Below are 23,915 nucleotides of genomic sequence, written 5' to 3' on the forward strand. Positions count from 1 at the left end.
CTGTGCCGACTACTCCGGCCGAAGGGTAAGAACCCGCGGCCCGTCTTCGGTCACAGCGACTGTGTGTTCCCAGTGCGCTGCGCGGGAACCGTCGGTGGTCACGACAGTCCAGTCGTCGTCGAGAATCACCGTGTCGGTGGTGCCGAGCGTGAGCATCGGCTCGATCGCCAGGCAAGATCCGACAACCAATTCAGGACCCTTACCCGGGGCGCCTTCATTGGCGAGGAACGGATCCATGTGCATTTCCCGACCGATTCCGTGTCCGCCGTATCCGTCGACGATGCCGTAGGAACGACCGTGCAACTTCTCGGCCGCCTTGGTGCCGACCTCGATCGCGTGCGAAACGTCCGTCAGACGGTTGCCTGCGATCATCGCCGCGATCCCGGCTTCCATCGAAAGCCGAGTTGCCTCGCTCAGTTCCTGATCGGCGACGCTGATCTCGCCGACACCGAACGTCCAAGCAGAGTCACCGTGCCAACCGTCGAGGATCGCACCGCAGTCGATCGAAACGAGGTCACCTTCGGCCAGGATGTCCTGAGCCGAAGGGATCCCGTGAACGACGCGATCGTTGACCGAGGAGCAGATCGAACCGGTGAAGCCGTGGTACCCGAGGAACGAGGGCACGGCGCCGGCGTCACGAATGACGGATTCTGCGACCGCGTTCAGTTCCAAAGTGCTGACACCGGGCTTCGCCGCAGCGCGCACCGCCACCAACGCCGAACCCACGATCGCGCCGGCAGCAGCCATCGCGTCGAGTTCGCCCGCGGAGCGGAACGGAACAACCTTGCGCTTACGCCCGAAGACCATTACTTACCCAACGCTGCCAGTGCGCGTGCGTTGACCTCTTCGACCTCGCCGATCGCGTCGACGGAGACGATGCTGTCCTTGTAGTAGTCGAACAGCGGTGACGTCTCGTCGCGGTAGACCCGGAGGCGGTTGCGGATGACGTCCTCGGTGTCGTCTGCACGACCGCGGGCGAGCATGCGCTCGACCACGATGTCCTCGTCGACGACGAAGGAGAGAACACCGTCGAGCTTGGTGTCGAGGTCCTTCAGGATTCCCTCGAGTGCCTGAGCCTGTTCGACCGAGCGCGGGAATCCGTCGAGAAGGAATCCGTTTGCTGCGTCCGGTTCTGCGACGCGAGCCTTCACCATGTCGTTGGTGATCGAACTCGGTACGAGTTCACCGGCGTCGATGTACTTCTTTGCTTCTACACCGAGAGCGGTGGCCTGACCGATGTTCGCGCGGAAGAGATCACCCGTCGAAATGTGGGGAACGCCGAACTTCTCGGACAAGATAGCGGCCTGGGTGCCCTTGCCGGCACCGGGAGGACCAAGGAGGACAAGTCTCACTTGAGGAACCCTTCATAGTTACGCTGCATTAGCTGACTCTCGATCTGCTTCACGGTGTCCAGACCGACGCTGACCATGATCAGCACCGCGGTGCCACCGAACGGCAGGTTCTGCGCGCCGCCACCATTCCCGATATCGAGGAACAGGTTGGGCAGAACAGCAATGGTGCCGAGGTAAATCGCACCCGGAAGGGTGATGCGACTCAGCACGTAGTTGAGGTAGTCCGCGGTCGGTTGACCGGGTCGGATACCGGGGATGAAGCCACCGAACTTCTTCATCTCGTCGGCGCGCTCTTCGGGATTGAAGGTGATGGCGACGTAGAAGTACGTGAAGAAGACGATCAGGCCGAAGTAGATCGCGATGTACACCGGGTTGGCCGGGTTCACCAGGTAGGTGTTGATCAAGCGCTGCCACCAGCTGGGGTCGACCGCTGTGCTGGCCGAAGTCAACTGTGCGATCAAGTTCGGGAGGTACAGCAGTGAAGACGCGAAGATCACCGGGATGACGCCGGCCTGGTTGACCTTCAGTGGCAGGTACGTCGAGGATCCGCCGTACATCTTGCGTCCGACCATCCGCTTTGCGTACTGCACCGGGATGCGGCGCTGACCCTGCTCGACGAAGACGACACCGGCGATGATCAACAGCGCTGCGAGGCAGACGAAGGCGAAGACCAGTGGACCGCGGCTGTCGAGAATCGACTTGCCCTCGCTCGGGATACGCGATGCGATACCGGCGAAGATGAGGAGCGACATACCGTTGCCGACGCCGCGTTCGGTGATGACCTCACCGAACCACATGACCATGGCAGCACCGGCAGTCATGACCAGCACGATGATGGCAAGACCGAAGATCGACTTGTCGGCGATGATGTCGTCACAGCCCTGGAGCAACTGTCCACGCGCCGCAAGGGCGACGATGCCAGTCGACTGCAGGATGGCCAGAGCGATGGACAGGTAACGCGTGTACTGCGTCATCTTGGCCTGACCGGACTGGCCTTCTTTTCGAAGTTCCTCGAACTTCGGGATCACCACGGTCAGCAGCTGCACGATGATGCTTGCCGTGATGTACGGCATGATGCCGATCGCAAAGATCGACATCTGAAGCAGAGCACCGCCGGAGAACAGGTTGATCAGCGAGTAGATACCTGCCGAGTCACCCGAGTTGGCGATATCGATGCACTGACGCACGCGGCCGTAGTCGACACCTGGGGACGGAATGAGAGCGCCGACCCGATACAGAGCCACCAAGCCGAGGGTGAAGAGGATCTTCCGCCTCAGGTCTGGGGTCCTGAGGGCCGAGACGAAGGCGGAAAGCAAAGATCCTCCTGGCACGACGGTAGGGAGACAGATCGTTTTGACCTGTCGAACTTTTGAACTCTAACAGTGAGCATTTGGGAACTAAGCGGGCAGACCACGAAAACCGGGTAAGCCGAAGATACATTTGCCACTCGGTGACCAGAATACTGACCCGTCCGAGCAAGCACGACCAATCCGTGACACGACCTCGTAGACGCCGATGGCCGCAACGCAGCAAACGCTGCGCTGCGGCCATCGGACTAGCTAAGCGTGATCACTCACAGCTCGGTAGCGGAACCACCGGCTGCAGCAATCTTTTCCTTGGCGGAACCGGTGAACTTGTCGACGGTCACCTGAACGGCAACAGTCAGTTCGCCGTCGCCCAGAACCTTGACGAGCTGGTTCTTGCGGACTGCGCCCTTGGCAACGAGATCCTCGACCGTGATTGCTCCACCTTCGGGGAACAGACGGGCGATGTCGCCGACATTGACGACCTGGTACTCGGTGCGGAAGGGGTTCTTGAAGCCCTTGAGCTTGGGCAGACGCATGTGAAGCGGCATCTGTCCACCCTCGAAGCCCACGCGCACGGTGTTACGTGCCTTGGTGCCCTTGGTACCGCGACCTGCGGTCTTACCACGCTTGCCGCCCTCACCGCGTCCAACACGAATCTTGTTGGACTTGGATCCGGGAGCGGGGCGCAGGTGGTGCAGTTTGATGGTCATGGTTAGACCTCCTCAACTGTTACGAGGTGGCGCACCACGTTGATCAGACCGCGGTTCTGTGCGTTGTCCTCACGAACAACGGTCTGACGGATGCCCTTGAGACCGAGCGTGCGCAGAGAATCCTTCTGGTTCTGCTTGGTCCCGATGATGCTCTTGATCTGAGTGACCTTGAGATCTGCCATTACTTCACACTCCCAGCAGCCTGTGCGCGAGCGCGAAGCATGCCGGCGGGTGCAACCTCTTCGAGGGTGAGGCCGCGGCGAGCCGCAACTTCCTCGGGACGCTGCAGACCCTTGAGCGCAGCAACGGTCGCATGCACGACGTTGATGGCGTTGTCGCTACCGAGCGACTTCGACAGGATGTCCGCGATTCCAGCGCACTCCAGCACGGCGCGCACAGCGCCACCGGCGATAACACCGGTACCGGGGCTTGCCGGGCGAAGCATGACGATGCCGGCAGCAGCCTCACCCTGAACGGGGTGAGTGATGGTGTTGGCGATCATCGGGACGCGGAAGAAGCTCTTGCGAGCCTCCTCGACACCCTTCTGGATGGCCGCGGGAACTTCCTTGGCCTTTCCGTAGCCGACGCCGACCAGTCCGTTGCCGTCTCCCACGATCACCAGAGCGGTGAAGCTGAAGCGACGACCACCCTTGACGACCTTGGAAACGCGGTTGATCGTGACAACGCGCTCGATGAACTGTGACTTCTCCGCAGCGTTTCCGCCACGGCCACCGTCGCGACGGTCACGGCCGCCACCACGGTTGTCCCCACGAGCGTTGCTGTTGTCACCGCTGTTGGGGCCATTCTGTCCGGCGGGTCCGCTTCCGCCGTCACGCCTTTGACGTCCCGGCATCAGGCTGTCCTTCCGTTGAAAATGTTGGTCATCAGAACTTCAACCCGCCTTCGCGAGCCGCGTCTGCCAGGGCCGCGATGCGACCGTGGTAGCCGTGTCCGCCGTGGTCGAAGACAACTGCTTCCACGCCGGCAGCCTTGGCGCGCTCGGCGATCAGCTGACCGACCTTCGCGCTCGCAGCCTTCTTGTCGCCCTCTGCCACGCGCACGTCGGCTTCGATGGTCGACGCGGAGGCCAGGGTGTGGCCTGCCAGGTCGTCCACGAGCTGGACGTGGATGTGGCGCGAGGACCGGTTGACGACCAAGCGGGGACGCTCGGGCGTGCCGGAGACCTTCTTGCGGAGACGGAAGTGACGACGCGTCTTCGAGAGACGACGCTTGGTGGACGCATCCTTGCCCAGCGGAATCCGCTTGGCTTTCTGGTTTGCAGTCTGGCTCATATCACTTACCCGTCTTTCCGACCTTGCGGCGGATCTGCTCACCCTCGTAACGCACGCCCTTACCCTTGTACGGGTCCGGACGACGGAGACGACGGATGTTGGCCGAGATCTGCCCGACCTTCTGCTTGTCGATGCCGGACACCGAGAACCGGGTGGGCGACTCGACGACGAAGGTGATGCCTTCGGGAGCCTCGATCGGCACCGGGTGGCTGAAGCCGAGCGCGAACTCGAGGTCCTTGCCCTTCAGTGCCACACGGTAACCAACACCGTGGATCTCCATCTTCTTCGTGTAACCCTCGGTAACACCGGTGATGATGTTCGCAACGAGGGTCCGCGACAGACCGTGCAGCGCGCGGCTACGACGCTCGTCGTCGGGGCGGGTGACGCTCAGCGAGCCGTCCTCTGCCTTTTCGATTGCGATGGGCTCGGAGATGGTCAACGCGAGGGTGCCCTTGGGACCCTTGACGGTGACATCCTGGCCGCTGATCGTGACGTCAACGCCCGCGGGGACGGTGACCGGAATCTTTCCAATACGCGACATTGTGGTGGCCTCCCTTACCAGACGTAGGCGAGGACTTCCCCGCCTACTCCTTGATTGGCCGCCTGGCGATCGGTGAGCAGACCGGACGACGTGGAGATGATGGCCACGCCGAGGCCTCCGAGGACCTTGGGCAGGTTGGTGGACTTCGCGTAAACCCGGAGTCCGGGCTTGGAAACGCGACGCACGCCGGCGAGGCTACGCTCGCGGCTGGGTCCGTACTTCAGGTCGACGATGAGGGTCTTGCCGACCTCAGCGTCTTCGGTACGGAAATCGGAGATGTAGCCCTCACGCTTGAGGATCTCGGCGATGTTCGCCTTGATCTTCGAGTGGGGAAGCTTCACCTCATCGTGGTACGCCGTGTTGGCGTTGCGCAGACGCGTCAAGAAGTCTGCGATGGGGTCAGTCATGGTCATAGGTCGACCTCGACACCTTTCTCGCTGTGGTTCCCATGCAACACCGGACGAATCCGATCGTGGGCCTCCAGCAATTCGGCTGGGCCGTCCGACTTGTGTCAGACGGCGTAAGTTACCGCACCGAGCTGAACGCATGCGTCAGCCACGGCAACCGCTCTAGTGTAGGGAACTTTGGCGCAGGTGTCCACCGAGATGCCACGTCGCCTACCTCACCATCGCCCGGAAGACACTGCCGGGCCAGGTATCGAGGCGTCCCGAAATCTGAACTGCTCGTTCACGTCCGAAGATCGACGTCGACGGCCGACGGACCGTTTCGACCCAGAGTTGCAGCGGGACAGTTCTTTTCAGGATCAGCACGATGCACATTCAGCGCACATCTCGGTTGAAACGCCGAATGGGCGTGGGCTCCAAAGGAACCCACGCCCATTCAGATGCGTGGTGTGACGAAGCCCGAGGGCCTCAGATCACCAAGAGCTCTTGCGAACTCCGGGAAGCTCGCCGGCGTGAGCCATCTCGCGAACGCAGATACGGCACAAGCCGAACTTGCGGAACACCGAGTGCGGGCGACCGCACCGCTGGCAGCGGGTGTAGGCGCGAACCGCGAACTTGGGCTTCTTGTTGGCCTTGTTGACCAATGCCTTCTTAGCCATGCGCTCAGTTCTCCTTGAACGGGAAGCCGAGGTGCTTGAGCAGTGCACGGCCTTCTTCGTTGTTGGTTGCGGTGGTCACGACGGTGATGTCCATACCGCGGGGGCGATCGATCTTGTCCACGTCGATCTCGTGGAACATCGACTGCTCGTTGAGGCCGAACGTGTAGTTGCCGTTGCCGTCGAACTGGTTGCCCGAGAGACCGCGGAAGTCGCGGATACGGGGCAGAGCGACAGACACGAGGCGGTCCAGGAACTCCCACATGCGGTCGCCACGGAGGGTGACGCGTGCGCCGATGGGCATACCTTCGCGGAGCTTGAACTGCGCGATGGACTTACGTGCCTTGCGGATCTCGGGCTTCTGGCCCGTGATCAGCGACAGGTCATGGACAGCGCCGTTGATCAGCTTGGCGTCACGGGCAGCGTCGCCGACGCCCATGTTGACGACAACCTTGACGACGCCGGGGATCTGCATGACGTTCGAGTAGTCGAACTCGCTGTTGAGCGCGTCCTTGATCTCAGCGCGGTAGCGTGCCTTGAGGCGCGGCTGGACCTTGTTTTCGGTGGAGGTCATGTCAGATGTCCTTCCCGTTCTTCCGGGAAATCCGAACGCGCTTGCCGGACTCTTCGTCGGTGCGGTAGCCCACGCGAGTGGGGTTTCCGTCCGAGTCGACGACTGCAACGTTGGAAACGTGGATCGGGGCTTCCTGCGTGACGATGCCGCCGGAGGATGCTCCGCGCTCGTTCGCGGAAACCGCGGTGTGCTTCTTGATTCGGTTCACGCCTTCGACGAGGACCTTGTCGGTCGCGGGGTAGGCCTGAATGACCTTGCCCTTCGCGCCCTTGTCCTTGCCGGCGATGACCAGAACGGTGTCACCCTTGTGCACCTTCATCACAGCACCTCCGGGGCAAGCGAAACGATCTTCATGAACTTCTTCTCGCGCAGCTCACGGCCGACGGGTCCGAAGATGCGGGTTCCACGGGGATCACTGTCAGCCTTGATGAGCACTGCAGCGTTCTCGTCGAACTTGATGTAGGAACCGTCCGGACGACGGCGCTCCTTGGTCGTACGAACGATGACGGCCTTGACGACCTCACCCTTCTTGATGTTTCCACCGGGGATTGCGTCCTTGACGGTGGCGACGATGACGTCACCGATCCCGGCGTAGCGACGTGACGAACCGCCGAGAACGCGGATGCAAAGGATTTCCTTGGCACCCGTGTTATCAGCGACGCGAACTCGCGACTCCTGCTGAATCACTTGATCTCCCTAGACCTGGAATTTCGTGCGCAACGGATTACCGACCCGGTGCGCGCGGTCATTGTTGCCACCTGCGTCGTGTCTGAGCTGCAGTCCCACCGACTGACGCCGGGAGACGATCACTGCAAGCACCGTTCGAGCTGCGCACGTGAAGACACACCTCTGCCACAGGCAACCGTTCTATTGTAGGGAAGGGTTCGCCGATTACCAAATCAGCACTGCTCGACGCAACTCGAACCCCTCACCCGGAACAATCTCGGAAAGCCTGAAACGCCGAATGGCCCACTCCCCCAAGGGGAAGCGGGCCATTCGGTGATACTCGATCAGCTCGAGGATTCGATCAGGCTTACTTGGCCTTTTCGAGGACCTCGACCAGACGCCAGTGCTTCGTCGCGGACAGCGGACGGGTTTCCATCAGCTGAACGCGGTCGCCGACGCCGGCAACGCCGTTCTCGTCGTGCGCCTTCACCTTGGTCGTACGGCGGATGATCTTGCCGTAGAGCTTGTGCTTGACGCGGTCTTCGAGCTCGACCACGATCGTCTTTTCCATCTTGTCGGACACGACGTATCCGACACGGACCTTACGGCTCGCGCGCTCTTCTGTGCTCACTGCTTTTTCCTCACTCATGCCGCGTCACCTGCATCCGGACCCACAGCGAGTCCGAGCTCACGCTCACGCAGGACGGTGTAGATGCGCGCGATCTCGTGACGAACGGTGCGCAGTCGTCGGTTGTTGTCCATCTGGCCGGTAGCCATCTGGAAACGAAGGTTGAAAAGCTCTTCCTTCGACTCACGGAGCCGGGTGACCAGCTCGTCTTCACTGAGCTCGCGGAGCTCTGCTGCTGGGGTTCCAGTAGCCATCAGAACTGCTCCTCTCTGGTCACGATCCGGCACTTGCACGGGAGCTTGTGCATCGCGCGGCGCAGGGCCTCACGAGCAATCTCCTCGTTGGGGTATGTCATCTCGAACAGAACGCGTCCGGGCTTGACGTTGGCAATCCACCACTCGGGCGAACCCTTACCGGAACCCATTCGGGTTTCGGCCGGCTTCTTCGTGAGGGGGCGATCCGGGAAGATGTTGATCCAGATCTTGCCGCCACGCTTGATGTGCCGAGTCATGGCGATACGAGCGGACTCGATCTGCCGGTTGGTGATGTAGGCAGGCTCGAGAGCCTGGATGCCGTAGTCACCGAAGGTCACCTGGGTACCGCCCTTGGCGGCACCCGAACGGCTCGGGTGGTGCTGCTTGCGGTGCTTGACCCGCCGTGGGATCAACATGCGTCAGCCCTCCTGATTCTGTTCAGTTGCGGGAGCATCGGCGGTTGCGGTCGCTGCGCGGCCGGCCTCGGTGCTGGTCGCAGTGGTACCGGTGGCACCGGAACGACGCGGACGGCTCGGACGCTCACGACGCGGGCGATCCCCGGCCGGTGCGGCCGTGTTGGCGGCGAGCTCGCGCTTGCCACCGACGATGTCGCCCTTGTAGATCCAGACCTTGACGCCGATGCGACCGAAGGTGGTCTTGGCCTCGTAGAGGCCGTAGTCGATGTCCGCACGAAGCGTGTGCAGCGGCACACGGCCTTCGCGGTAGAACTCCGAACGGGACATCTCGGCGCCGCCGAGACGACCGGAGCACTGAACGCGGATTCCCTTGACGTTGGGCTGACGCATGGCCGACTGGATGGCCTTGCGCATTGCACGACGGAAGGCAACGCGGTTCGAGAGCTGCTCGGCCACACCCTGTGCGACGAGCTGTGCTTCAGCTTCTGCGTTCTTGACCTCGAGGATGTTCAGCTGAACCTGCTTGCCGGTCAGCTTCTCGAGCTCGGAGCGGATGCGATCGGCTTCGGCGCCGCGGCGGCCGATGACGATGCCCGGACGTGCAGTGTGGATGTCCACGCGAACACGGTCACGGGTGCGCTCGATTTCGACCTTCGCGATTCCTGCGCGCTCCATGCCGGTGGCGAGGAGCTTACGGATCGCGACGTCTTCCTTGACGTATTCCGCGTACTGCTTGTCTGCGTACCAGCGAGACTTCCAGTCGGTGGTGATGCCGAGACGGAAGCCGTGCGGGTTGATTTTCTGGCCCACTACTGAGCACTTCCCTTCCGGCGATTACGGGTCGATGTTCCGGTCTTCGGCAGGCTCTCCACGATCACGGTGATGTGACTGGTGCGCTTGCGAATACGGAACGCACGTCCCTGTGCACGCGGCTGGAACCGCTTGAGGGTCGCGCCCTCGTCCACGAACGCCGTAGCAACGACAAGCGTGCTGGGGTCGAGGTCGAGGTTGTTCTCGGCGTTGGCTGCTGCGGAGGCGATCACCTTGGCGACCGGCTCGCTCGCTGCCTGCGGCGCGAACTTCAGGATGTTCAGGGCGTCTTCAACCGAGCGCCCGCGGACCAGGTCCACAACTCGACGTGCCTTCATCGGCGTAACGCGAACGTGCTTCGCTACGGCCTTGGCAGTCGGGTTGGCGGTTTCGGTGTTGCTCATCGCCTCTTCGCCTTCCGATCATCCTTGATGTGACCCTTGAACGTGCGGGTCGGTGCAAACTCTCCGAGCTTGTGTCCGACCATGGAGTCGGAAACGAACACGGGGACGTGCTTGCGGCCGTCGTGAACTGCAAACGTGTGGCCGATGAAGTCCGGGATGATTGTCGAACGACGGGACCAGGTCTTGATGACCTGCTTGGTTCCCTTTTCGTTCTGTACATCCACCTTCGCGAGGAGGTGGTCATCGACGAACGGGCCCTTCTTAAGGCTGCGTGGCATCCTTCACTCCCTCCTAGCGCTTGTTCTTGCCGGTGCGGCGGCGACGGACGATCATCTTGTCGCTTGCCTTGTTCTTGCGGGTACGGCCTTCCGGCTTACCCCACGGGCTGACCGGGTGGCGTCCACCTGAGGTCTTGCCCTCGCCGCCACCGTGCGGGTGGTCGACCGGGTTCATCACGACACCACGAACGGTCGGGCGCTTGCCCTTCCAACGCATACGGCCGGCCTTGCCCCAGTTGATGTTCGACTGCTCGGCGTTGCCGACCTCGCCGACGGATGCGCGGCAGCGCACGTCGACGCGACGGATTTCACCGGAAGGCATACGCAGCGTGGCGTAGCTGCCTTCCTTACCGAGGAGTTGGATGCTGGCGCCTGCGGAACGAGCCATCTTGGCTCCGCCGCCGGGACGCAGTTCCACACCGTGGATGGTGGTACCAGTCGGGATGTTGCGCAGCGGCAGGTTGTTGCCCGGCTTGATGTCGGCGCCTGCACCGGACTCGATCGGTGAACCCTGCACCAGGCCCTTGGGGGCGATGATGTAGCGCTTCTCACCGTCTGCGTAATGCAGGAGTGCGATGTTTGCTGTGCGGTTGGGGTCGTACTCGATGTGAGCGACCTTTGCCGGGATGCCGTCCTTGTCGTTGCGACGGAAATCGATCAGTCGGTATGCACGCTTGTGTCCGCCGCCCTTGTGACGGGTGGTGATACGACCGTGTGCGTTACGTCCACCGCGACCGTGCAGCGGGCGAACCAGCGACTTCTCGGGGGTCGACCGAGTGATCTCGGCGAAGTCCGAGACGCTCGAGCCACGACGGCCCGGTGTTGTCGGCTTGTACTTACGGATTGCCATGAGTCTTCTCGTCCTCTATGTCTCGTCAAGTCCCGGCGCTTACGCGACCGGTCCTCCGAAGATCTCGATGGGCTTGCTGTCAGCGGACAGGGTCACGAGCGCGCGCTTGGTGTCCTTGCGCTTGCCGTAACCGAATCGGGTCCGCTTACGCTTGCCCTGACGGTTGGCGGTGTTGACGCTGGTCACCTTGACGCCGAAGACCTTCTCGACGGCAATCTTGATCTGCGTCTTGTTCGAGTCCGGGTGCACCAGGAAGGTGTAGGTGCCTTCCTCGATCAGTCCGTAGGACTTCTCGGAGATGACCGGAGCGAGCAGGATGTCGCGGGGGTCAGCGATGGTGCTCACTTGGCGTCCTCCTTGTTCTGAGCGCTCTCTGCGGGCCCGTGGATGAACGCGTTGAGTGCCTCGACGCTGAACACGACATCGTCTGCATTGAGCACGTCGTAGGTGTTGAGCTGGTCGGGTGCAATGGGATGCACGCCTTCCAGGTTCTGCACGCTCTTCCAAGCGGCTACATCCTGGCGACCCACGACGAGCAGCAGCTTCTTGCGATCCGAGATCTCGCCGAGGAACGCGATAGCGCCCTTGGTCGAAGGCGTCTGCCCTGCAACCAGCTCGGTGATGACGTGGATGCGCTCGTTGCGTGCGCGGTCAGAGAGGGCTCCGCGCAGAGCGGCTGCCTTCATCTTCTTGGGGGTGCGCTGGCTGTAGTCACGCGGCTGCGGGCCGTGAACGGTTCCGCCGCCGACGAACTGCGGTGCGCGAGTCGAGCCCTGGCGTGCGCGGCCGGTGCCCTTCTGGCGGTACGGCTTCTTTCCACCGCCGCGGACGTCGCCGCGGGTCTTGGTGGAGTGGGTTCCCTGACGAGCAGCTGCGAGCTGCGCGACGACAACCTGATGGAGAAGCGCGATGTTGGCCGGAGCGTCGAAGATCTCAGCGGGGAGATCGACGGTGCCGTTGGTCTTGCCGCCGGCGACCTTGACGTCCAGGGTCAACTTGGTCTCGGTGCTGGTCATGCCCGTGCACCACCCTTCACTGCACTCTTGACGATCACGAGGCCGCCCTTGCGGCCGGGGATCGCACCCTTGATCAGCAGCAGGCCGTTCTCGGCATCCACCTTGTGGACCGAGAGGTTCTGCGTCGTGATGCGGTCGCTACCCATGCGTCCGGACATGCGCATGCCCTTGAACACGCGGCCGGGAGTTGCACAGCCACCGATGGAGCCCGGGCGGCGGTGAACAGCCTGGGTACCGTGCGACGCGCCCTGTCCCTTGAAGCCGTGACGCTTCATGGTTCCGGCGAAGCCCTTGCCCTTGCTGGTTCCGGTGACGTCGACGTATGCGCCGTCCTCGAAGACCTCGGCGGTGAGCTCCTGGCCGACCTCGTAGTCGGAGGTGTCCGCAACGCGGAGCTCCACTACGTGGCGACGCGGGGTCACACCGGCCTTGGTGAACTGGCCGGAAGTCGGCTTGTTCACCTTGCGCGGGTCGATGGCGCCGAACGCGAGCTGAACGGCGCTGTAGCCGTCACGCTCTTCGGTACGGATCTGGGTTACGACGTTCGGCCCAGCCTTCACGACGGTGACCGGGACAACCCGGTTGTTCTCGTCGAAGACCTGGGTCATGCCGAGCTTGGTGCCCAGGATTCCCTTGATCTTGGTATCAGTCATTGTTTTTGTCTCCGCCGTCACTGAATGTTCACGTCGACACTGGCCGGAAGGTCGATGCGCATGAGCGCGTCAACCGTCTTCGGCGTCGGGTCGAGAATGTCGATCAGCCGCTTGTGAGTACGCATCTCGAAGTGCTCGCGCGAGTCCTTGTACTTGTGCGGCGAGCGGATGACGCAATATACGTTCTTCTCGGTCGGCAACGGCACAGGTCCAACGACGCGGGCACCCGTACGGGTTACCGTCTCGACGATCTTGCGCGCTGACGCGTCGATCGCCTCGTGGTCGTAGGCCTTGAGCCTGATGCGGATCTTTTGTCCCGCCACGCTTAGTGTCCTTTTCTTGCCGCGTTTCGTAGCCCGCCTGGTCAGGCTCGAGCTACCTCGTCTGCACAGTCCTTGCCTGGACGATGACACGACGAACACTGAAGCGATCGGGACCAAGTCCAAGTTCTCGGGAGTACCGAGATTCGGATCGAGATCAGGATCTGCTGCCGCTGTTCGTTTGTCATTGTTCTCCGGTACACGCGGTCGGGCGTGTCGCCTTCTCACTCATCCTGCGCCGGATAATCTTTCGATCATCTGGCGCGTGATGCGTACCGGACGTGTTCGATGTCGAACACAAAGTAGGTACTGCTTCCGTCCTGCATTACTTCTCGTCTTGCATGGTCACAGTCGTAGACCCGATTTCCCTTGACGGATCTGCGATCGATCGTCTGTGACGTCTTACCCTTACCCGATCACGGCCGCAAACGACCGCGTCCCGGACAAGGCAACCCGACCAGTATGCCGTACCTGGCCCAATTCCTCAACTCCCCCGAACTGCCTTTTCCGAGTGAGCTGCGCGACAACAACCTTACTCAGAAGTAAGATAGGTTCATGACTACCTCCAGCCCTACCTATCGCGGATGGCAGAAATTGCCGGACAACGCCCTCGGACATGCAGTTTTCTCGGCGGCGATGTCCATTCGCGTCCCCTATTTCGCCTCCGTTCTCCCCCGGGTGACCAAGCTGGAACCAGGGCTCTGCGAGGTCCGCTCCCCCAAATGGTGGGGTGTCCACAACCATCTCGGCACGTTTCACGCGATCGCAGCTTGCAATCTCGCGGAGGTCGCAATGGGCATGCTGAGCGAAGCGACGGTTCCGAACTCACACCGCTGGATCCCCAAGTCGATGAAGGTCGACTACCTCGCCAAAGCCGAAACGGGTCTGCGAGCAGTCGCCCGCCTCGAGACATTGCCGGACTTCGCTGCGATCGACAGCGGAACTGAACTGGTCGTTCCCATCTCGATCTTCGACCGCGACGGCAAGGAAGTAGTCCACGCCGAGATCACCACTTGGGTCACCCCCAAATAGGCACCCACGTAGGCGGTCACGAACCCGCCTGCATCGCAAGCTAATTCGCCCGCCAACAGGTTTCGCAGAAATTCGGGCCGCCGCAGGTTTCGGCGAAAGACGATCGTGGAACACCTCCCCGAACGGCGATGGTCGGTCGGGGTGCCGGTGTCCGGAGGTGATTTACGTTCCGGACACCGCATTGTCGACCTCGCGTCACGCCGAGCACCGGGAGGCCTCGTGGAAGAGTTCTTGACCACAACGAGTTCCGAATCAGGCACGGAGACCCGGGCGTATCCGGACAATGCCGAGGGGTTGGACAGCTTTCGGCGCGACCTCGACGCCATCGACGCTCTACTTCTCGAAACGGTGCGGCAGCGGCTGGAACTCTGCCTGCGTATCGGCGAGTGGAAGCGCTCCCGCGAGGTTCCGATGATGCAACCCGGCCGAGTCCGCCTCGTGCAGGAACGGGCACGCGAATTCGCCCGGAGTCACGACCTCTCCCCTGACTTCTTCAACTCGCTGTACGAGCTGATGATCGCCGAGACCTGTCGACTCGAAGACCTGGTGATCAACGCACCCGTTGAGGAGGAGGACACTGTTCGGGAATCCGTCGGACCGAGATCAGGATCATCGACATGAGTTCCCGCACCCTTCTGGTGGACAATTACGACTCGTTCACCTACAACCTGTTCACCCTGTTGACCGAGGTCAACGGGGTTGTGCCCACCGTGGTCCGCAACGACGCGGACTGGGATTCCCTCGATCTCGCGTCGTACGACAACGTGGTCATCTCCCCCGGTCCCGGCCGGCCCGATCGCGAGCGTGACTTCGGAATCAGCCGCCGTTTCATCGAGGAGGCACCTCTCCCACTTCTCGGTGTCTGTCTAGGTCACCAGGGCTTGTGCGAGTTGTTCGGTGCCGACGTGGTGGTTGCGCCCGTCCCGATGCACGGCCGCATCTCGCTGATCGATCACGACGGTTCGGGCATCTTTGCCGGACTTCCGTCACCGTTCCGAGCTGTTCGCTACCACTCGTTGACCGTCGAGAATCTGCCGAATGCCTTCGTTCGCACCGCGTGGACCTCCGACGGACTGCTCATGGGTGTCAGGCACCGGACCAAGCCGATGTGGGGCGTGCAGTTTCATCCGGAGTCCATCAGTACCGAGTTCGGCATCGATCTGCTCGCGAACTTCCGCGATCTGTCTGTCGGACGAACTCTGGATTCGGTGATCCGACACGAACCGGCGTCACAAACGCCCGACTTGCGACCGGCGATCAACTACGACGTCGACGACGTGACCCTCGATTTTGCCGTGGACCCGTCGGCGGCGTTTGCAGCACTGTTCGCCGAAGGCCCCAATGCGTTCTGGCTGGACCGCTCGGCCACTGCGGAGCCGAGTGCACGCTTTTCGATTCTGGGCGATTCCGCGGGGCCGCTGGCCGAATTCATCACGTACGACGTACAAGCCGGGGTGTTGACGGTCAGCCGAAAAGGATTGTCCGACGAGCACATTCGAGTTCCGTTCTTCGACTACTTGGACGCGCAACTCGCGACGCGCTTCGTGCCCTCGCATCCGGAACTCGACTTCAACCTCGGTTACGTGGGCTATCTCGGCTACGAACTGAAAGCGCAGACCGGAGGAAGGGCAGTACATCCGGCACCCACTCCTGATGCCGCCCTGGTGTTTGCCGATCGCGCCGTCGTCATCGATCACACTGCCGGCCGCACTCACGTTTTGAGGTTGCGCGAGAAAGTCCGCGACGCCGGCCACGACGACTGGCTCGAATCGACCATCGACACCCTGGCGCGGATCGGCGCGGACCTTCCGGAACGCACACCGGTTCCCCTGATCAGCGAGACGGTCTGGACACAGGCTCGACTTCGGCATGATCGCGATCAGTACCTGTCATTGATCGGGACCGCGCTCTCGGAGATCCGCGCAGGTGAGTCGTACGAGGTGTGTCTGACCAACATGGCGAGCGTCGACGAGACGATCGACGCGCTGCGGGCGTTCGAGTATCTGCGCTCGATCAATCCGACGCCGTACAGCGCACTGCTCGACTTCACCGGCATCTCGGTCGTTTCGGCCTCACCAGAGCGGTTCCTACGTGTCGACGCGGACGGCAACGTCGAGTCCAAGCCCATCAAGGGCACTCGCCCGCGTGGCGTCACCCGGGCGCGAGATGCTGCCCTTCGGCAGGACCTGCTCGACAGCGAGAAGGACCGCGCCGAGAACCTGATGATCGTCGACCTCACTCGCAACGACCTCACGAAAGTCTGCGTTCCGGGAAGCGTGCACGTTCCGAGGCTGTTCGCGATCGAGTCGTACTCGTCCGTTCATCAAATGGTGTCGACCGTGCGTGGACATCTGAGTCCGGGATCGTCGGCCGTGGACTGTGTCCGGGCCGCTTTCCCCGGTGGATCGATGACCGGCGCCCCGAAGGTACGGACGATGGAAATCATCGACCGCCTCGAATCCGGCCCGCGCGGGGTGTACTCCGGATCGATCGGGTACTTCGCCCTCGGTGGCGCCGCGGACCTCTCGATCGTGATCCGGTCGCTGGTCTGCACCGAGAGCGGCGTGACCTTCGGAATCGGTGGTGCCATCACCGCGTTGTCCGACCCGGAAGAAGAATTCGACGAGACAACGGTCAAGGCGTCCACGCTGCTCCGTGCGCTCGATGCGGTGTCCTCGCGGGTCCTCGAGTACGGCGGGTAGATCCAGCCATGACGCCGGCATCAGGCACCGCGACGGTTGTCGGCGGCCTGGGTGCCGTCGGATCCATGTTCGTCGAACTGCTTCGCGCCGAGGGGTCGACGGTCACCGTCGTCGATCCAGCAGGCTGCGATCCTGACGGAGATGTCGTCGGTGACATCACGAAACCCAGTGACCGCGTCCTCGCACACGTGGAGTCCTCGAGCATCATCGTGCTCGCGGTTCCCGAACAGGTCGCTCTAGCTGCACTGCCGACGCTTCAAACGTCCGACGCTCTCGTCGTGGACACACTGTCGGTCAAATCGCGGATGAACGCAGCAATCGCCGACACCGGCCGAGTACAGGAGATTCTCGGACTCAACCCCATGTTCCGCCCGTCGCTGGGCCCGAGTGGTCGATCCGTCATCGCGGTGCCGTACGTCGATGGTCCGCAAACCAGAAAGTTTCTCGACGTCGTTCGCTCGTGGGGAGCGTCGGTCGCGGTGATGGACGCCGATCGGCACGACCGATTGGCCGCAGCGACCCAGGTACTGACCCACGCGTCGGTGCTGGCCTTCGGCGTTGCCCTGGCCGAACTCGGAGTTTCCGCGGACGAACTCCTCGCGGTCGCTCCTCCCCCGCATCGGGCCCTGCTGGCGCTCCTGGCGCGGATAGCCGGCGGCGAACCGGAGGTGTACTGGGACGTGCAAGCGGGCAATCCGTATGCAGGTGCAACACGGAAAGCGCTGGCGGAAGCAACCTCGCAGGTGGACACCGCAACGAGGGCACTCGGCGACTTCACGACGCTGATGAAAGTGGCAGAGGCAGCACTCGGTGATCGCTCAGACGAATTGAATGCGGAGTGCCAGAGCCTCTTCGATCGCATTGCCGAAGCGCACGGGGAGACTGCCGGAGGGCACAGAGAGTAGGGCACGATGAGACCTGGAGTGAGTCCGCCCAGCCTGCCGGATCACGACGCCTCCGATCCCGTCGAGAGTGCGATCGTCAATCGCCTTGCGAGCAATTGGGCACGCCGGGCAACCGTGAAGAAGGCGGAGCCGGAACTGGACGATCTCTTCGACCCTTCGCTGTCCGACTACCCCGAAGCACTTCTCCCGTTCGCGGAGCATCCGACCTACCTGGCAATGAGTCCCGAGCAGAAGCAACGCCTGCAGGCCTGGGCATGGATTGCGTTCAACAAGAACGTCATGGATATCGAGAAGTACGTCGTCAACCCCGGATTCGATGTTCTCGCTGAAGACCGTCTCGGCGTCGGACTCGGAGATCGGGCTGCAGTTGCTGTCAATCAGGCGATGGTCGACGAGCAATATCACACGCTCATGCACTTCAATGCCAGTTCAGCGACCCGTCGAGGCAGGGGCTGGGAGCTTCCGTCGAGGGCATTGCCCGACGTCCTGACGGTCCGCACGCGGGCGCAAGCTCTCGACGCAGCCGACGGGCCGCGCAAGATCGCCCTGACACAGTTGGCGTTCATGACCGTCGCCGAGGTATCGATCACCGCATACCTCGACCTGATCTCGGACGACCCGGGCGTGCAGTCGATCAACCGCGCGACGATTCGGTTGCACGCTCGCGACGAGTACTGCCATGCCTCGATTGCCGGGGAACTGGCCGTACTGGTCTGGGATTCCCTGGATCGTGGAGATCGCAGCTATCTATTGGAAGGCTTCGAGGACGCGATGCATGCGTTCAGCGGGACCGACTTCGGCGCGTGGCGAGCAATCATGGAGATCGAAGCCATACCCGGCGGGCAGAAGATGCTCGACGACGTCGAATCGGGACGGCGCAACAACCTGTTCGTGCAGGACTACAGCGGTGTCGAGAGGTTGTACAAGACCTTGAATCTGGACAGGATGTAGCCGACTCTCACGAATCCACGGGCATAGTGCGGGCTCCGGAACCTGACAGCAGTTTCCGCCATGACAACCGATCGGTTTGCCGGTCGTACATTCGGTACGCCGGCCACAACAGAGCATGCAGAATTGACGTCTTGAGAATCATCAAACGAAGTCGTGTAGTCATAGCCTGGTGATACTCGAGCGTTGTCACCGAAGCCTTGTTGTATGACAGAAACTCGATGGGTCCAGTCTCTCCCCTTCGACCCGAGATTTCGCTCCGCATGTCCAGGTCAGTGCCGAACTGCATCCCTGCCTTCACCAGGCACAGCGACAGATCCACGTCTTCGTGAATGTCGGTGCGATCACTGACCTTGTCGCGGATCGAGCGCCACGACGTCGCCCGAATCGCCATATTCGAACCAGTCAGTGCGTGCGCCGGTTTGATTCCGTGGAAATCGCCACGGGCCTCGGCTTTGTTCACCGCTGCTCGTTGAAGACCCGAAAACGGTGACTCGTAAAACAACGAGAAACCGGTAACGGCATCAAGATCATGAGAAGCGAAGGAACTTCGAACCGCTCGCGCCCACCCTGGTGCGACACGCGAATCCGCATCGACCCTTCCGATGAATTCACCCACTGCGATGTCGAACCCGGCATTACGAGCATGAACAACGCCTTGACGCGGTTCTACAAGATATCGAATTCGAGAATCCCGCTGCTCGAAAGAACGCGCGATTTCAGGGGTGCGGTCGGTGGAATTGTTGTCGACAACAATTATCTCGAGGATTTCGTCCCCTTGACGAGCGAGGGACTCCAAACACCCGGCGATGTAGTCCTCCTCGTTGTACACGGGAACCACCACTGACAACGTGCCGATATCCATGAGCAGTAGGTTACCTCGCCAGAGGGAGTCGACTTGATGATCGAGTCAGGGGTGCCCGTCGATCGAGTACGAACTCGTAGTATTCGACGAGCATTCACACCTGTCGGCGACACGAAATCAGGCCCGGTACCGGACACTGTGCGATATCGCACAGTCCAGTCGGTCGGCCTGACCGCGGCTTATCGCCAAGCTGCACATTTGCATCGATCCCCACCGCGCGAAGGCCGGAACGAGGTTGTCCCTCCGGTAACATCCACTGTGCATCCGGAGATAGACGTACAAGGTTCCCGCAACCACTGGGGTCCTTACCAGTGACTCCGGCTCGGGCTACGACTTGCTCGAGAAAGGACACGGCCGAGAAGCCGTGTCCAAGCACAGCTCGGCCCGAACACCCATGTAGACAGCGGAGAATTGATGCCCTTATCGACGGACGCGGCGGTAGTCGTGGAGGACGTTCACAAGTCCTTCAAGGATGTGCACGCATTGCGTGGCATCAACTTCCAAGCTCCCAAGGGCACAGTGCTCGGCATCCTTGGACCCAACGGCGCAGGTAAGACCACCACCGTCAAGGTTCTGTCCACGTTGATTCGGCCTGACCGCGGCGTCGCAATGGTTGCCGGATACGACGTCGCTCGCAACCCAGCCGACGTTCGCCGTTCGATCATGATGACTGGCCAGTTCGCCGCACTCGACGACGCACTCACCGGACGCGAGAACATCGAACTGTTCGCTCGCCTGATGGGCCTCGATCGCGCGTCCGCCAGGCAACGAGCCGTGGACCTTCTGGAGGAATTCGATCTCGTGGAAGCTGGGGGGCGAGCCGTTGCAGGCTACTCCGGCGGCATGCGACGACGCATCGACATTGCGTGTGGATTGGTAGTGAGGCCAGAAGTCGTATTTCTCGACGAGCCGACGACTGGACTGGACCCCCGCAGCCGCCAGAGCGTGTGGAACCTCGTGCAGACTTTGAAGGAGCAAGGCATCACGGTTCTGCTGACCACTCAGTACCTCGAGGAAGCTGACCTCCTCAGCGACAACATCATTGTCATCGACAAAGGATCTGTCATCGCGGAAGGGACGGCCAACGAATTGAAGGCACGAACCGGCGCCAGCTTCTGCGAAATCGTTCCCGCCGAGGCAAGCTTGCTGGGGCCAGCAGCCAACGCGTTGGGTAATTTGGTTCCGCCGGACTTCCGCTTCGATCTGGCAGTCGAGAACGGCCGAATTGCAATTCCCGCACCCCGTGGTTCTGCGACCCTTGCAGAAGCTCTGCGGCGTCTCGATCACGCACGGATACCACTCGCGGACATCGCCCTGCGCAGACCTTCACTTGACGACGTGTTCCTGTCGTTGACGGGGCAGTCGCGTCCGAGCGAAACAAGCGATGCGACGTGACCACGACGACGAAATACGCAACTCAAGATCTTGCCTTGAAGCAGGTAGGTCAACGGTCCATCACGGTGCCAAATGCAGCTCGCATCGGACGCCATCGTCGTCCGCAGCCATCCGCGGTCACACAGTGGTGGACCCTTACCGGCCGTACCGTTCGCGCAATGATTCGCCGGCACGAATTGCTCGTCGCAATCGTCGCGCCATTGATCTTCACGGTCGGCTTTTACCTGCCCCTCAAGTTCGTAATGCAGCTGCAGGGAATCAATTACGCACAGTTCTTGATGCCGATCATCGTCTTGCAGGCGATGGCCTTCACTTCGATCTCAGCGGCGCAAATGTCGGCGACCGAACGCATCACTGGCTTCAGCAGTCGGATGCAAACCATGCCGGTTTTCGGCCCGGTTCCACTGTTTTCGCGGATGAGTAGTGGATTCCTCCGATCCGTCGTCTCACTGACGGCAGCAGTGATCTACGGATACGCGATCGGATTTCGCTTCGTCGGTGGTCTGTCACAGGCCATGCTCTTCTGCGTGATCGCGTTGACTTTCAGTACGTGTTTGTCGCTCGGTGGTGATGCAATCGGCTCGCTGTCGAAGAGCCCACAAGCAACCAGTCAGGCATTGACGCTTCCCCAATTGATCCTCGGAATGCTCTCGTGTGGATTTGTTCCGGAGAGCGGATTCCCGGAATGGATCCGGCCGTTCGTACGCAATCAGCCCGTATCTCAGTTCTCCTACGCCATGCGGGACCTGGCTGCCGGCACCCTCACCCCGAATACGTTGGTGCCAGTTGCGGCTTGGTCGATCGGTTTGATAGCGGTATGCGGGCCACTCGCATACTGGGCAAGTACGAGGCGAGCGTGATGAGTTCTCTCGAGAAGCGTGAGGAGATACGCAGTGGGAGGGCGCTCGCGTTCCCTCTTCCCAACGCGGCACTACCCGAGAACTCGGCCAGCGCGCTCTGGACCCACAGCCTTATTCAGGCGAAGCGGCTTCTGATCAACTGGGCGCGCGATCCTTCAACGACTGTTCAGGCGCTCGTTTATCCCGCGTTGACCTTGATCATGTTTCGCGTTGTTCTGGGGAATTCCATCACAGCTGCCACCGGGCAGCCGAGTATCTATGGGACTGTCCCGCTCATCATTCTCGTGGGGGCGATGTTCGGTTCGATCGCCAGCGCAGTTGGCTTGCGGGGCGAGAGGAAGAGCGGTCTGCTCGGTCGATTCTGGACGCTGCCCGCACACCGGGCATCGGGCCTGGTGGGCCGGATGATCGCTGAAGCCGTTCGCGTTCTATTGACAACGATCGTCATCATCGGCGTTGGTTATGCCGTCGGCTTCCGGTTCACTCAGGGCCCGCTTGCGGCAGTGGCAATGATACTTCTACCCATCGCATTCGGCATTGGGTTCGCGGTAATGGTCACGGCTCTCGCCACGATGTCGGAAAATGTTCCGCTCGTCGAATTGGTTTCCATTGGGTGCACCTTGTTGATGTTCTTCAACAGTGGTTTTGTCCCGACAATGGCATATCCGGTCTGGCTTCAACCCGTTATTGCCGCACAACCGATGTCCGTCGCAGTCGACGCTATGCGCGGACTTTCGCTCGGAGGCCCGGTCCTGGTGCCAGTTCTGAAAATGCTTGCCTGGTCAGCGGGAATGATCGCTGTATTTCTATATCCTGCGATTCGGGGTTACCGCCGGGCTGCGGAGACTTCATGACAGACGCATCCAGCGAGTGTGGCCTTATACCAGAATTCGAATATCTAAATACGGTAACAGTCCACAAACAATAACCGACTCAATTCTCTGAATGCGACAAGGTCGCAATCGACAATGAATCAACCGAAAGGTATGAGGTCTTGACGCGAAATTACACGACCTGGCGACGCACCGTACAGATCGGTGCATTGGCCGTTGCCGGCTCACTGCTCACAGCCGGTCTCGCGCAGGCCACCCCCGCGCGCGTCGGTGGCGACTCATCCGAAACAGCGTCGACGGGCTCCTACATCAAATCCGTCGAGAAGGTCAATGACCGTCAGCTCGTCGTCAACGTCTATGCGGCGTCGATGGACAAGGACGTTCCGATTCAGGTGATCACCCCGGCCGACAACTCCGAACCTCGCCCGATCGTCTATCTGCTGAACGGTGCCGGCGGCGGAGAAGATGCCGCGACATGGGAACTACAGACTGATGTAGTCGATTTTTTCGCTGACAAGAACGTGAACGTCGCCACGCCTGTCGGTGGGCGTCTCTCCTACTACACTGACTGGGAGAAGGACGACCCCAAGGCCGGACGCAACAAGTGGTCGACCTTCCTGGGCAAAGAATTGCCCCCGTTGTTGAACGAAGAGCTGGGGAGCAACGGTAAGCAAGCCATCTCGGCCATCTCGATGTCCGGTACGTCGGTACTGAACTTGGCGATCGAGTACCCCGGTTTCTACAGTTCTGTTGCCGCTTACAGTGGCTGCGCACAGACCAGCGATCCCCTCGGACAAGCATTCGTCCGGACGACCACGGAATGGATCGGCGGCGTCGACGACATCACGAATATGTGGGGACCATTGGACGGACCGGGGTGGGTCGAACACGATCCGCTCGTCAACGCCGAGAAGCTGCGTGGGACGCCCATCTACATGAGCACCGGAAACGGGCTTCCTGGAATTCCGAACGACACATTCCTCAACCCACGTCTGAGTGATGGTCGCGCATATACGGAGAACCAGATCATCATCGGCGGCCCGATCGAAGCAGCGACCAACCTTTGCACTTCGAACATGGCCAAGCGCCTGTATGAATTGAATATTCCGGCCGTTGTCGACTTCCAGCCGGTCGGGACCCACTCGTGGGGCTACTGGCAGGATCAGCTACACAAATCATGGCCGTTCATCGCCGGTTCACTCGGAATCTGAGACAACCGCAGGAACATTCTCAACCAGCCAGCC

The 23,915-nt window shown here is 61.3% G+C and carries 34 protein-coding genes; 9 read left to right on the forward strand and 25 right to left on the reverse strand.

Features of this window, described 5'->3' with window-relative positions:
* Positions 1-9: 9 nt before the first annotated feature.
* The 24 genes from map to rpsJ form a co-directional block, all read right to left on the reverse strand.
* A complete protein-coding gene (gene map, locus ACFWEM_RS14720) occupies positions 10-807 on the reverse strand; it encodes a type I methionyl aminopeptidase (protein WP_378534467.1) in 798 nt (265 codons plus the stop codon).
* On the reverse strand, positions 807-1,352 hold the full coding sequence (locus ACFWEM_RS14725; RefSeq protein WP_003940868.1) for an adenylate kinase: 546 nt from the start codon (positions 1,350-1,352) through the stop codon (positions 807-809). The genes map and ACFWEM_RS14725 overlap by 1 nt, the downstream gene beginning before the upstream one ends.
* Positions 1,349-2,668 (reverse strand): preprotein translocase subunit SecY, encoded by a 1,320-nt coding sequence (gene secY / locus ACFWEM_RS14730; RefSeq protein ID WP_020906895.1) that lies wholly within the window; start codon positions 2,666-2,668, stop codon positions 1,349-1,351. The genes ACFWEM_RS14725 and secY overlap by 4 nt, the downstream gene beginning before the upstream one ends.
* A 257-nt stretch (positions 2,669-2,925) precedes the next feature.
* Positions 2,926-3,369 (reverse strand): 50S ribosomal protein L15, encoded by a 444-nt coding sequence (rplO, locus tag ACFWEM_RS14735; RefSeq protein ID WP_138869531.1) that lies wholly within the window; start codon positions 3,367-3,369, stop codon positions 2,926-2,928.
* 2 nt (positions 3,370-3,371) lie between these two features.
* On the reverse strand, positions 3,372-3,551 hold the full coding sequence (rpmD, locus tag ACFWEM_RS14740; RefSeq protein ID WP_003940751.1) for a 50S ribosomal protein L30: 180 nt from the start codon (positions 3,549-3,551) through the stop codon (positions 3,372-3,374).
* Positions 3,551-4,222: a 30S ribosomal protein S5 gene (gene rpsE, locus ACFWEM_RS14745; RefSeq protein WP_003940718.1), complete on the reverse strand. Its 672-nt coding sequence runs from the start codon at positions 4,220-4,222 to the stop codon at positions 3,551-3,553. The genes rpmD and rpsE overlap by 1 nt, the downstream gene beginning before the upstream one ends.
* 31 nt (positions 4,223-4,253) lie before the next feature.
* Positions 4,254-4,661: a 50S ribosomal protein L18 gene (gene rplR / locus ACFWEM_RS14750; protein ID WP_003940996.1), complete on the reverse strand. Its 408-nt coding sequence runs from the start codon at positions 4,659-4,661 to the stop codon at positions 4,254-4,256.
* Position 4,662: 1 nt separating this feature from the next.
* Positions 4,663-5,202 (reverse strand): 50S ribosomal protein L6, encoded by a 540-nt coding sequence (gene rplF, locus ACFWEM_RS14755; RefSeq protein ID WP_003940970.1) that lies wholly within the window; start codon positions 5,200-5,202, stop codon positions 4,663-4,665.
* Between the two features lie 14 nt (positions 5,203-5,216).
* Positions 5,217-5,615 (reverse strand): 30S ribosomal protein S8, encoded by a 399-nt coding sequence (gene rpsH / locus ACFWEM_RS14760; protein ID WP_003940873.1) that lies wholly within the window; start codon positions 5,613-5,615, stop codon positions 5,217-5,219.
* A gap of 464 nt (positions 5,616-6,079) precedes the next feature.
* Positions 6,080-6,265 (reverse strand): type Z 30S ribosomal protein S14, encoded by a 186-nt coding sequence (locus tag ACFWEM_RS14765; protein ID WP_003940698.1) that lies wholly within the window; start codon positions 6,263-6,265, stop codon positions 6,080-6,082.
* 4 nt (positions 6,266-6,269) lie between these two features.
* Complete coding sequence (gene rplE / locus ACFWEM_RS14770; RefSeq protein WP_003940924.1) at positions 6,270-6,836, reverse strand: 50S ribosomal protein L5; 567 nt, start codon at positions 6,834-6,836, stop codon at positions 6,270-6,272.
* A gap of 1 nt (position 6,837) precedes the next feature.
* Complete coding sequence (gene rplX / locus ACFWEM_RS14775) at positions 6,838-7,155, reverse strand: 50S ribosomal protein L24 (RefSeq protein ID WP_003941019.1); 318 nt, start codon at positions 7,153-7,155, stop codon at positions 6,838-6,840.
* Complete coding sequence (gene rplN, locus ACFWEM_RS14780; protein ID WP_003940951.1) at positions 7,155-7,523, reverse strand: 50S ribosomal protein L14; 369 nt, start codon at positions 7,521-7,523, stop codon at positions 7,155-7,157. Before rplN ends, rplX begins: the two co-directional genes overlap by 1 nt.
* A 346-nt stretch (positions 7,524-7,869) precedes the next feature.
* Entirely contained in the window at positions 7,870-8,151 is a 282-nt protein-coding gene (gene rpsQ, locus ACFWEM_RS14785) for a 30S ribosomal protein S17 (RefSeq protein WP_003941020.1), read from the reverse strand.
* The gene (gene rpmC / locus ACFWEM_RS14790) at positions 8,148-8,384 is read right to left on the reverse strand and encodes a 50S ribosomal protein L29 (protein WP_003940734.1); all 237 of its coding nucleotides are present in this window, start codon (positions 8,382-8,384) and stop codon (positions 8,148-8,150) included. Before rpmC ends, rpsQ begins: the two co-directional genes overlap by 4 nt.
* The gene (gene rplP / locus ACFWEM_RS14795; protein WP_003940899.1) at positions 8,384-8,800 is read right to left on the reverse strand and encodes a 50S ribosomal protein L16; all 417 of its coding nucleotides are present in this window, start codon (positions 8,798-8,800) and stop codon (positions 8,384-8,386) included. The genes rpmC and rplP overlap by 1 nt, the downstream gene beginning before the upstream one ends.
* Positions 8,801-8,803: 3 nt before the next feature.
* Positions 8,804-9,610, reverse strand: a complete 807-nt coding sequence (rpsC, locus tag ACFWEM_RS14800; protein WP_003941003.1) for a 30S ribosomal protein S3 — start codon at positions 9,608-9,610, stop codon at positions 8,804-8,806.
* Positions 9,610-10,014 carry a 50S ribosomal protein L22 gene (gene rplV, locus ACFWEM_RS14805; protein ID WP_003940717.1) on the reverse strand — a complete coding sequence of 135 codons (405 nt, stop codon included), beginning with the start codon at positions 10,012-10,014 and terminating at the stop codon, positions 9,610-9,612. Before rplV ends, rpsC begins: the two co-directional genes overlap by 1 nt.
* Positions 10,011-10,292 carry a 30S ribosomal protein S19 gene (gene rpsS / locus ACFWEM_RS14810; RefSeq protein WP_003940820.1) on the reverse strand — a complete coding sequence of 94 codons (282 nt, stop codon included), beginning with the start codon at positions 10,290-10,292 and terminating at the stop codon, positions 10,011-10,013. The genes rplV and rpsS overlap by 4 nt, the downstream gene beginning before the upstream one ends.
* A gap of 13 nt (positions 10,293-10,305) precedes the next feature.
* Positions 10,306-11,142 (reverse strand): 50S ribosomal protein L2, encoded by an 837-nt coding sequence (gene rplB / locus ACFWEM_RS14815; RefSeq protein ID WP_033231378.1) that lies wholly within the window; start codon positions 11,140-11,142, stop codon positions 10,306-10,308.
* Positions 11,143-11,181: 39 nt separating this feature from the next.
* Positions 11,182-11,487: a 50S ribosomal protein L23 gene (rplW, locus tag ACFWEM_RS14820; protein WP_003940990.1), complete on the reverse strand. Its 306-nt coding sequence runs from the start codon at positions 11,485-11,487 to the stop codon at positions 11,182-11,184.
* The gene (gene rplD / locus ACFWEM_RS14825; protein ID WP_003940723.1) at positions 11,484-12,158 is read right to left on the reverse strand and encodes a 50S ribosomal protein L4; all 675 of its coding nucleotides are present in this window, start codon (positions 12,156-12,158) and stop codon (positions 11,484-11,486) included. Before rplD ends, rplW begins: the two co-directional genes overlap by 4 nt.
* On the reverse strand, positions 12,155-12,811 hold the full coding sequence (gene rplC, locus ACFWEM_RS14830) for a 50S ribosomal protein L3 (RefSeq protein ID WP_003940826.1): 657 nt from the start codon (positions 12,809-12,811) through the stop codon (positions 12,155-12,157). Before rplC ends, rplD begins: the two co-directional genes overlap by 4 nt.
* Positions 12,812-12,828: 17 nt before the next feature.
* Positions 12,829-13,134, reverse strand: a complete 306-nt coding sequence (rpsJ, locus tag ACFWEM_RS14835; protein WP_003938093.1) for a 30S ribosomal protein S10 — start codon at positions 13,132-13,134, stop codon at positions 12,829-12,831.
* 552 nt (positions 13,135-13,686) lie between these two features.
* Between rpsJ and ACFWEM_RS14840 the strand changes: the two genes are divergently transcribed.
* The 5 genes from ACFWEM_RS14840 (at position 13,687) to ACFWEM_RS14860 (ending at position 18,721) form a co-directional block, all read left to right on the forward strand.
* Entirely contained in the window at positions 13,687-14,163 is a 477-nt protein-coding gene (locus ACFWEM_RS14840; RefSeq protein ID WP_378534470.1) for a hotdog fold domain-containing protein, read from the forward strand.
* A 105-nt stretch (positions 14,164-14,268) separates the two neighbouring features.
* Complete coding sequence (locus ACFWEM_RS14845; protein ID WP_378534472.1) at positions 14,269-14,784, forward strand: chorismate mutase family protein; 516 nt, start codon at positions 14,269-14,271, stop codon at positions 14,782-14,784.
* Positions 14,781-16,865: an aminodeoxychorismate synthase component I gene (gene pabB, locus ACFWEM_RS14850; RefSeq protein WP_378534474.1), complete on the forward strand. Its 2,085-nt coding sequence runs from the start codon at positions 14,781-14,783 to the stop codon at positions 16,863-16,865. Before ACFWEM_RS14845 ends, pabB begins: the two co-directional genes overlap by 4 nt.
* A gap of 8 nt (positions 16,866-16,873) precedes the next feature.
* Positions 16,874-17,770, forward strand: a complete 897-nt coding sequence (locus tag ACFWEM_RS14855; protein WP_378534476.1) for a prephenate dehydrogenase dimerization domain-containing protein — start codon at positions 16,874-16,876, stop codon at positions 17,768-17,770.
* A 6-nt stretch (positions 17,771-17,776) separates the two neighbouring features.
* The gene (locus tag ACFWEM_RS14860; RefSeq protein WP_378534478.1) at positions 17,777-18,721 is read left to right on the forward strand and encodes a diiron oxygenase; all 945 of its coding nucleotides are present in this window, start codon (positions 17,777-17,779) and stop codon (positions 18,719-18,721) included.
* A 7-nt stretch (positions 18,722-18,728) separates the two neighbouring features.
* Here the strand turns inward: ACFWEM_RS14860 and ACFWEM_RS14865 are convergent, their stop codons facing one another.
* Positions 18,729-19,583 (reverse strand): glycosyltransferase family 2 protein, encoded by an 855-nt coding sequence (locus ACFWEM_RS14865; RefSeq protein ID WP_019747547.1) that lies wholly within the window; start codon positions 19,581-19,583, stop codon positions 18,729-18,731.
* A 414-nt stretch (positions 19,584-19,997) separates the two neighbouring features.
* On the opposite strand from ACFWEM_RS14865, the gene ACFWEM_RS14870 reads away from it, so the two are divergent.
* The 4 genes from ACFWEM_RS14870 (at position 19,998) to ACFWEM_RS14885 (ending at position 23,882) form a co-directional block, all read left to right on the forward strand.
* Positions 19,998-20,978 carry a daunorubicin/doxorubicin resistance ABC transporter ATP-binding protein DrrA gene (locus tag ACFWEM_RS14870; protein WP_054188113.1) on the forward strand — a complete coding sequence of 327 codons (981 nt, stop codon included), beginning with the start codon at positions 19,998-20,000 and terminating at the stop codon, positions 20,976-20,978.
* Entirely contained in the window at positions 20,975-21,838 is an 864-nt protein-coding gene (locus tag ACFWEM_RS14875) for an ABC transporter permease (RefSeq protein ID WP_054188112.1), read from the forward strand. Before ACFWEM_RS14870 ends, ACFWEM_RS14875 begins: the two co-directional genes overlap by 4 nt.
* Positions 21,838-22,692 carry an ABC transporter permease gene (locus tag ACFWEM_RS14880; RefSeq protein ID WP_054188169.1) on the forward strand — a complete coding sequence of 285 codons (855 nt, stop codon included), beginning with the start codon at positions 21,838-21,840 and terminating at the stop codon, positions 22,690-22,692. The genes ACFWEM_RS14875 and ACFWEM_RS14880 overlap by 1 nt, the downstream gene beginning before the upstream one ends.
* Positions 22,693-22,832: 140 nt before the next feature.
* Entirely contained in the window at positions 22,833-23,882 is a 1,050-nt protein-coding gene (locus ACFWEM_RS14885) for an alpha/beta hydrolase (protein WP_378534480.1), read from the forward strand.
* Positions 23,883-23,915 lie beyond the last annotated feature (33 nt).

Origin of the sequence: Rhodococcus sp. NPDC060176 (assembly GCF_042728675.1) — a bacterium.
Taxonomy (GTDB): Bacteria; Actinomycetota; Actinomycetes; order Mycobacteriales; family Mycobacteriaceae; genus Rhodococcus_F.

What these genes read in the sequence shown, in the direction of transcription:
- map (WP_378534467.1), bottom strand. Translation starts at nt 807, where the DNA reads ATGGTCTTCGGGCGTAAGCGCAAGGTTGTTCCGTTCCGCTCCGCGGGC.
- rplO (WP_138869531.1), bottom strand. Translation starts at nt 3,369, where the DNA reads ATGACCATCAAACTGCACCACCTGCGCCCCGCTCCCGGATCCAAGTCC.
- rpmD (WP_003940751.1), bottom strand. Translation starts at nt 3,551, where the DNA reads ATGGCAGATCTCAAGGTCACTCAGATCAAGAGCATCATCGGGACCAAG.
- rpsE (WP_003940718.1), bottom strand. Translation starts at nt 4,222, where the DNA reads ATGCCGGGACGTCAAAGGCGTGACGGCGGAAGCGGACCCGCCGGACAG.
- rplR (WP_003940996.1), bottom strand. Translation starts at nt 4,661, where the DNA reads ATGAGCCAGACTGCAAACCAGAAAGCCAAGCGGATTCCGCTGGGCAAG.
- rplF (WP_003940970.1), bottom strand. Translation starts at nt 5,202, where the DNA reads ATGTCGCGTATTGGAAAGATTCCGGTCACCGTCCCCGCGGGCGTTGAC.
- rpsH (WP_003940873.1), bottom strand. Translation starts at nt 5,615, where the DNA reads ATGACCATGACTGACCCCATCGCAGACTTCTTGACGCGTCTGCGCAAC.
- ACFWEM_RS14765 (WP_003940698.1), bottom strand. Translation starts at nt 6,265, where the DNA reads ATGGCTAAGAAGGCATTGGTCAACAAGGCCAACAAGAAGCCCAAGTTC.
- rplE (WP_003940924.1), bottom strand. Translation starts at nt 6,836, where the DNA reads ATGACCTCCACCGAAAACAAGGTCCAGCCGCGCCTCAAGGCACGCTAC.
- rplX (WP_003941019.1), bottom strand. Translation starts at nt 7,155, where the DNA reads ATGAAGGTGCACAAGGGTGACACCGTTCTGGTCATCGCCGGCAAGGAC.
- rpsQ (WP_003941020.1), bottom strand. Translation starts at nt 8,151, where the DNA reads ATGAGTGAGGAAAAAGCAGTGAGCACAGAAGAGCGCGCGAGCCGTAAG.
- rpmC (WP_003940734.1), bottom strand. Translation starts at nt 8,384, where the DNA reads ATGGCTACTGGAACCCCAGCAGCAGAGCTCCGCGAGCTCAGTGAAGAC.
- rplP (WP_003940899.1), bottom strand. Translation starts at nt 8,800, where the DNA reads ATGTTGATCCCACGGCGGGTCAAGCACCGCAAGCAGCACCACCCGAGC.
- rplV (WP_003940717.1), bottom strand. Translation starts at nt 10,014, where the DNA reads ATGAGCAACACCGAAACCGCCAACCCGACTGCCAAGGCCGTAGCGAAG.
- rpsS (WP_003940820.1), bottom strand. Translation starts at nt 10,292, where the DNA reads ATGCCACGCAGCCTTAAGAAGGGCCCGTTCGTCGATGACCACCTCCTC.
- rplB (WP_033231378.1), bottom strand. Translation starts at nt 11,142, where the DNA reads ATGGCAATCCGTAAGTACAAGCCGACAACACCGGGCCGTCGTGGCTCG.
- rplD (WP_003940723.1), bottom strand. Translation starts at nt 12,158, where the DNA reads ATGACCAGCACCGAGACCAAGTTGACCCTGGACGTCAAGGTCGCCGGC.
- rplC (WP_003940826.1), bottom strand. Translation starts at nt 12,811, where the DNA reads ATGACTGATACCAAGATCAAGGGAATCCTGGGCACCAAGCTCGGCATG.
- ACFWEM_RS14840 (WP_378534470.1), top strand. Translation starts at nt 13,687, where the DNA reads ATGACTACCTCCAGCCCTACCTATCGCGGATGGCAGAAATTGCCGGAC.
- pabB (WP_378534474.1), top strand. Translation starts at nt 14,781, where the DNA reads ATGAGTTCCCGCACCCTTCTGGTGGACAATTACGACTCGTTCACCTAC.
- ACFWEM_RS14855 (WP_378534476.1), top strand. Translation starts at nt 16,874, where the DNA reads ATGACGCCGGCATCAGGCACCGCGACGGTTGTCGGCGGCCTGGGTGCC.
- ACFWEM_RS14860 (WP_378534478.1), top strand. Translation starts at nt 17,777, where the DNA reads ATGAGACCTGGAGTGAGTCCGCCCAGCCTGCCGGATCACGACGCCTCC.
- ACFWEM_RS14865 (WP_019747547.1), bottom strand. Translation starts at nt 19,583, where the DNA reads ATGGATATCGGCACGTTGTCAGTGGTGGTTCCCGTGTACAACGAGGAG.
- ACFWEM_RS14870 (WP_054188113.1), top strand. Translation starts at nt 19,998, where the DNA reads ATGCCCTTATCGACGGACGCGGCGGTAGTCGTGGAGGACGTTCACAAG.
- ACFWEM_RS14880 (WP_054188169.1), top strand. Translation starts at nt 21,838, where the DNA reads ATGAGTTCTCTCGAGAAGCGTGAGGAGATACGCAGTGGGAGGGCGCTC.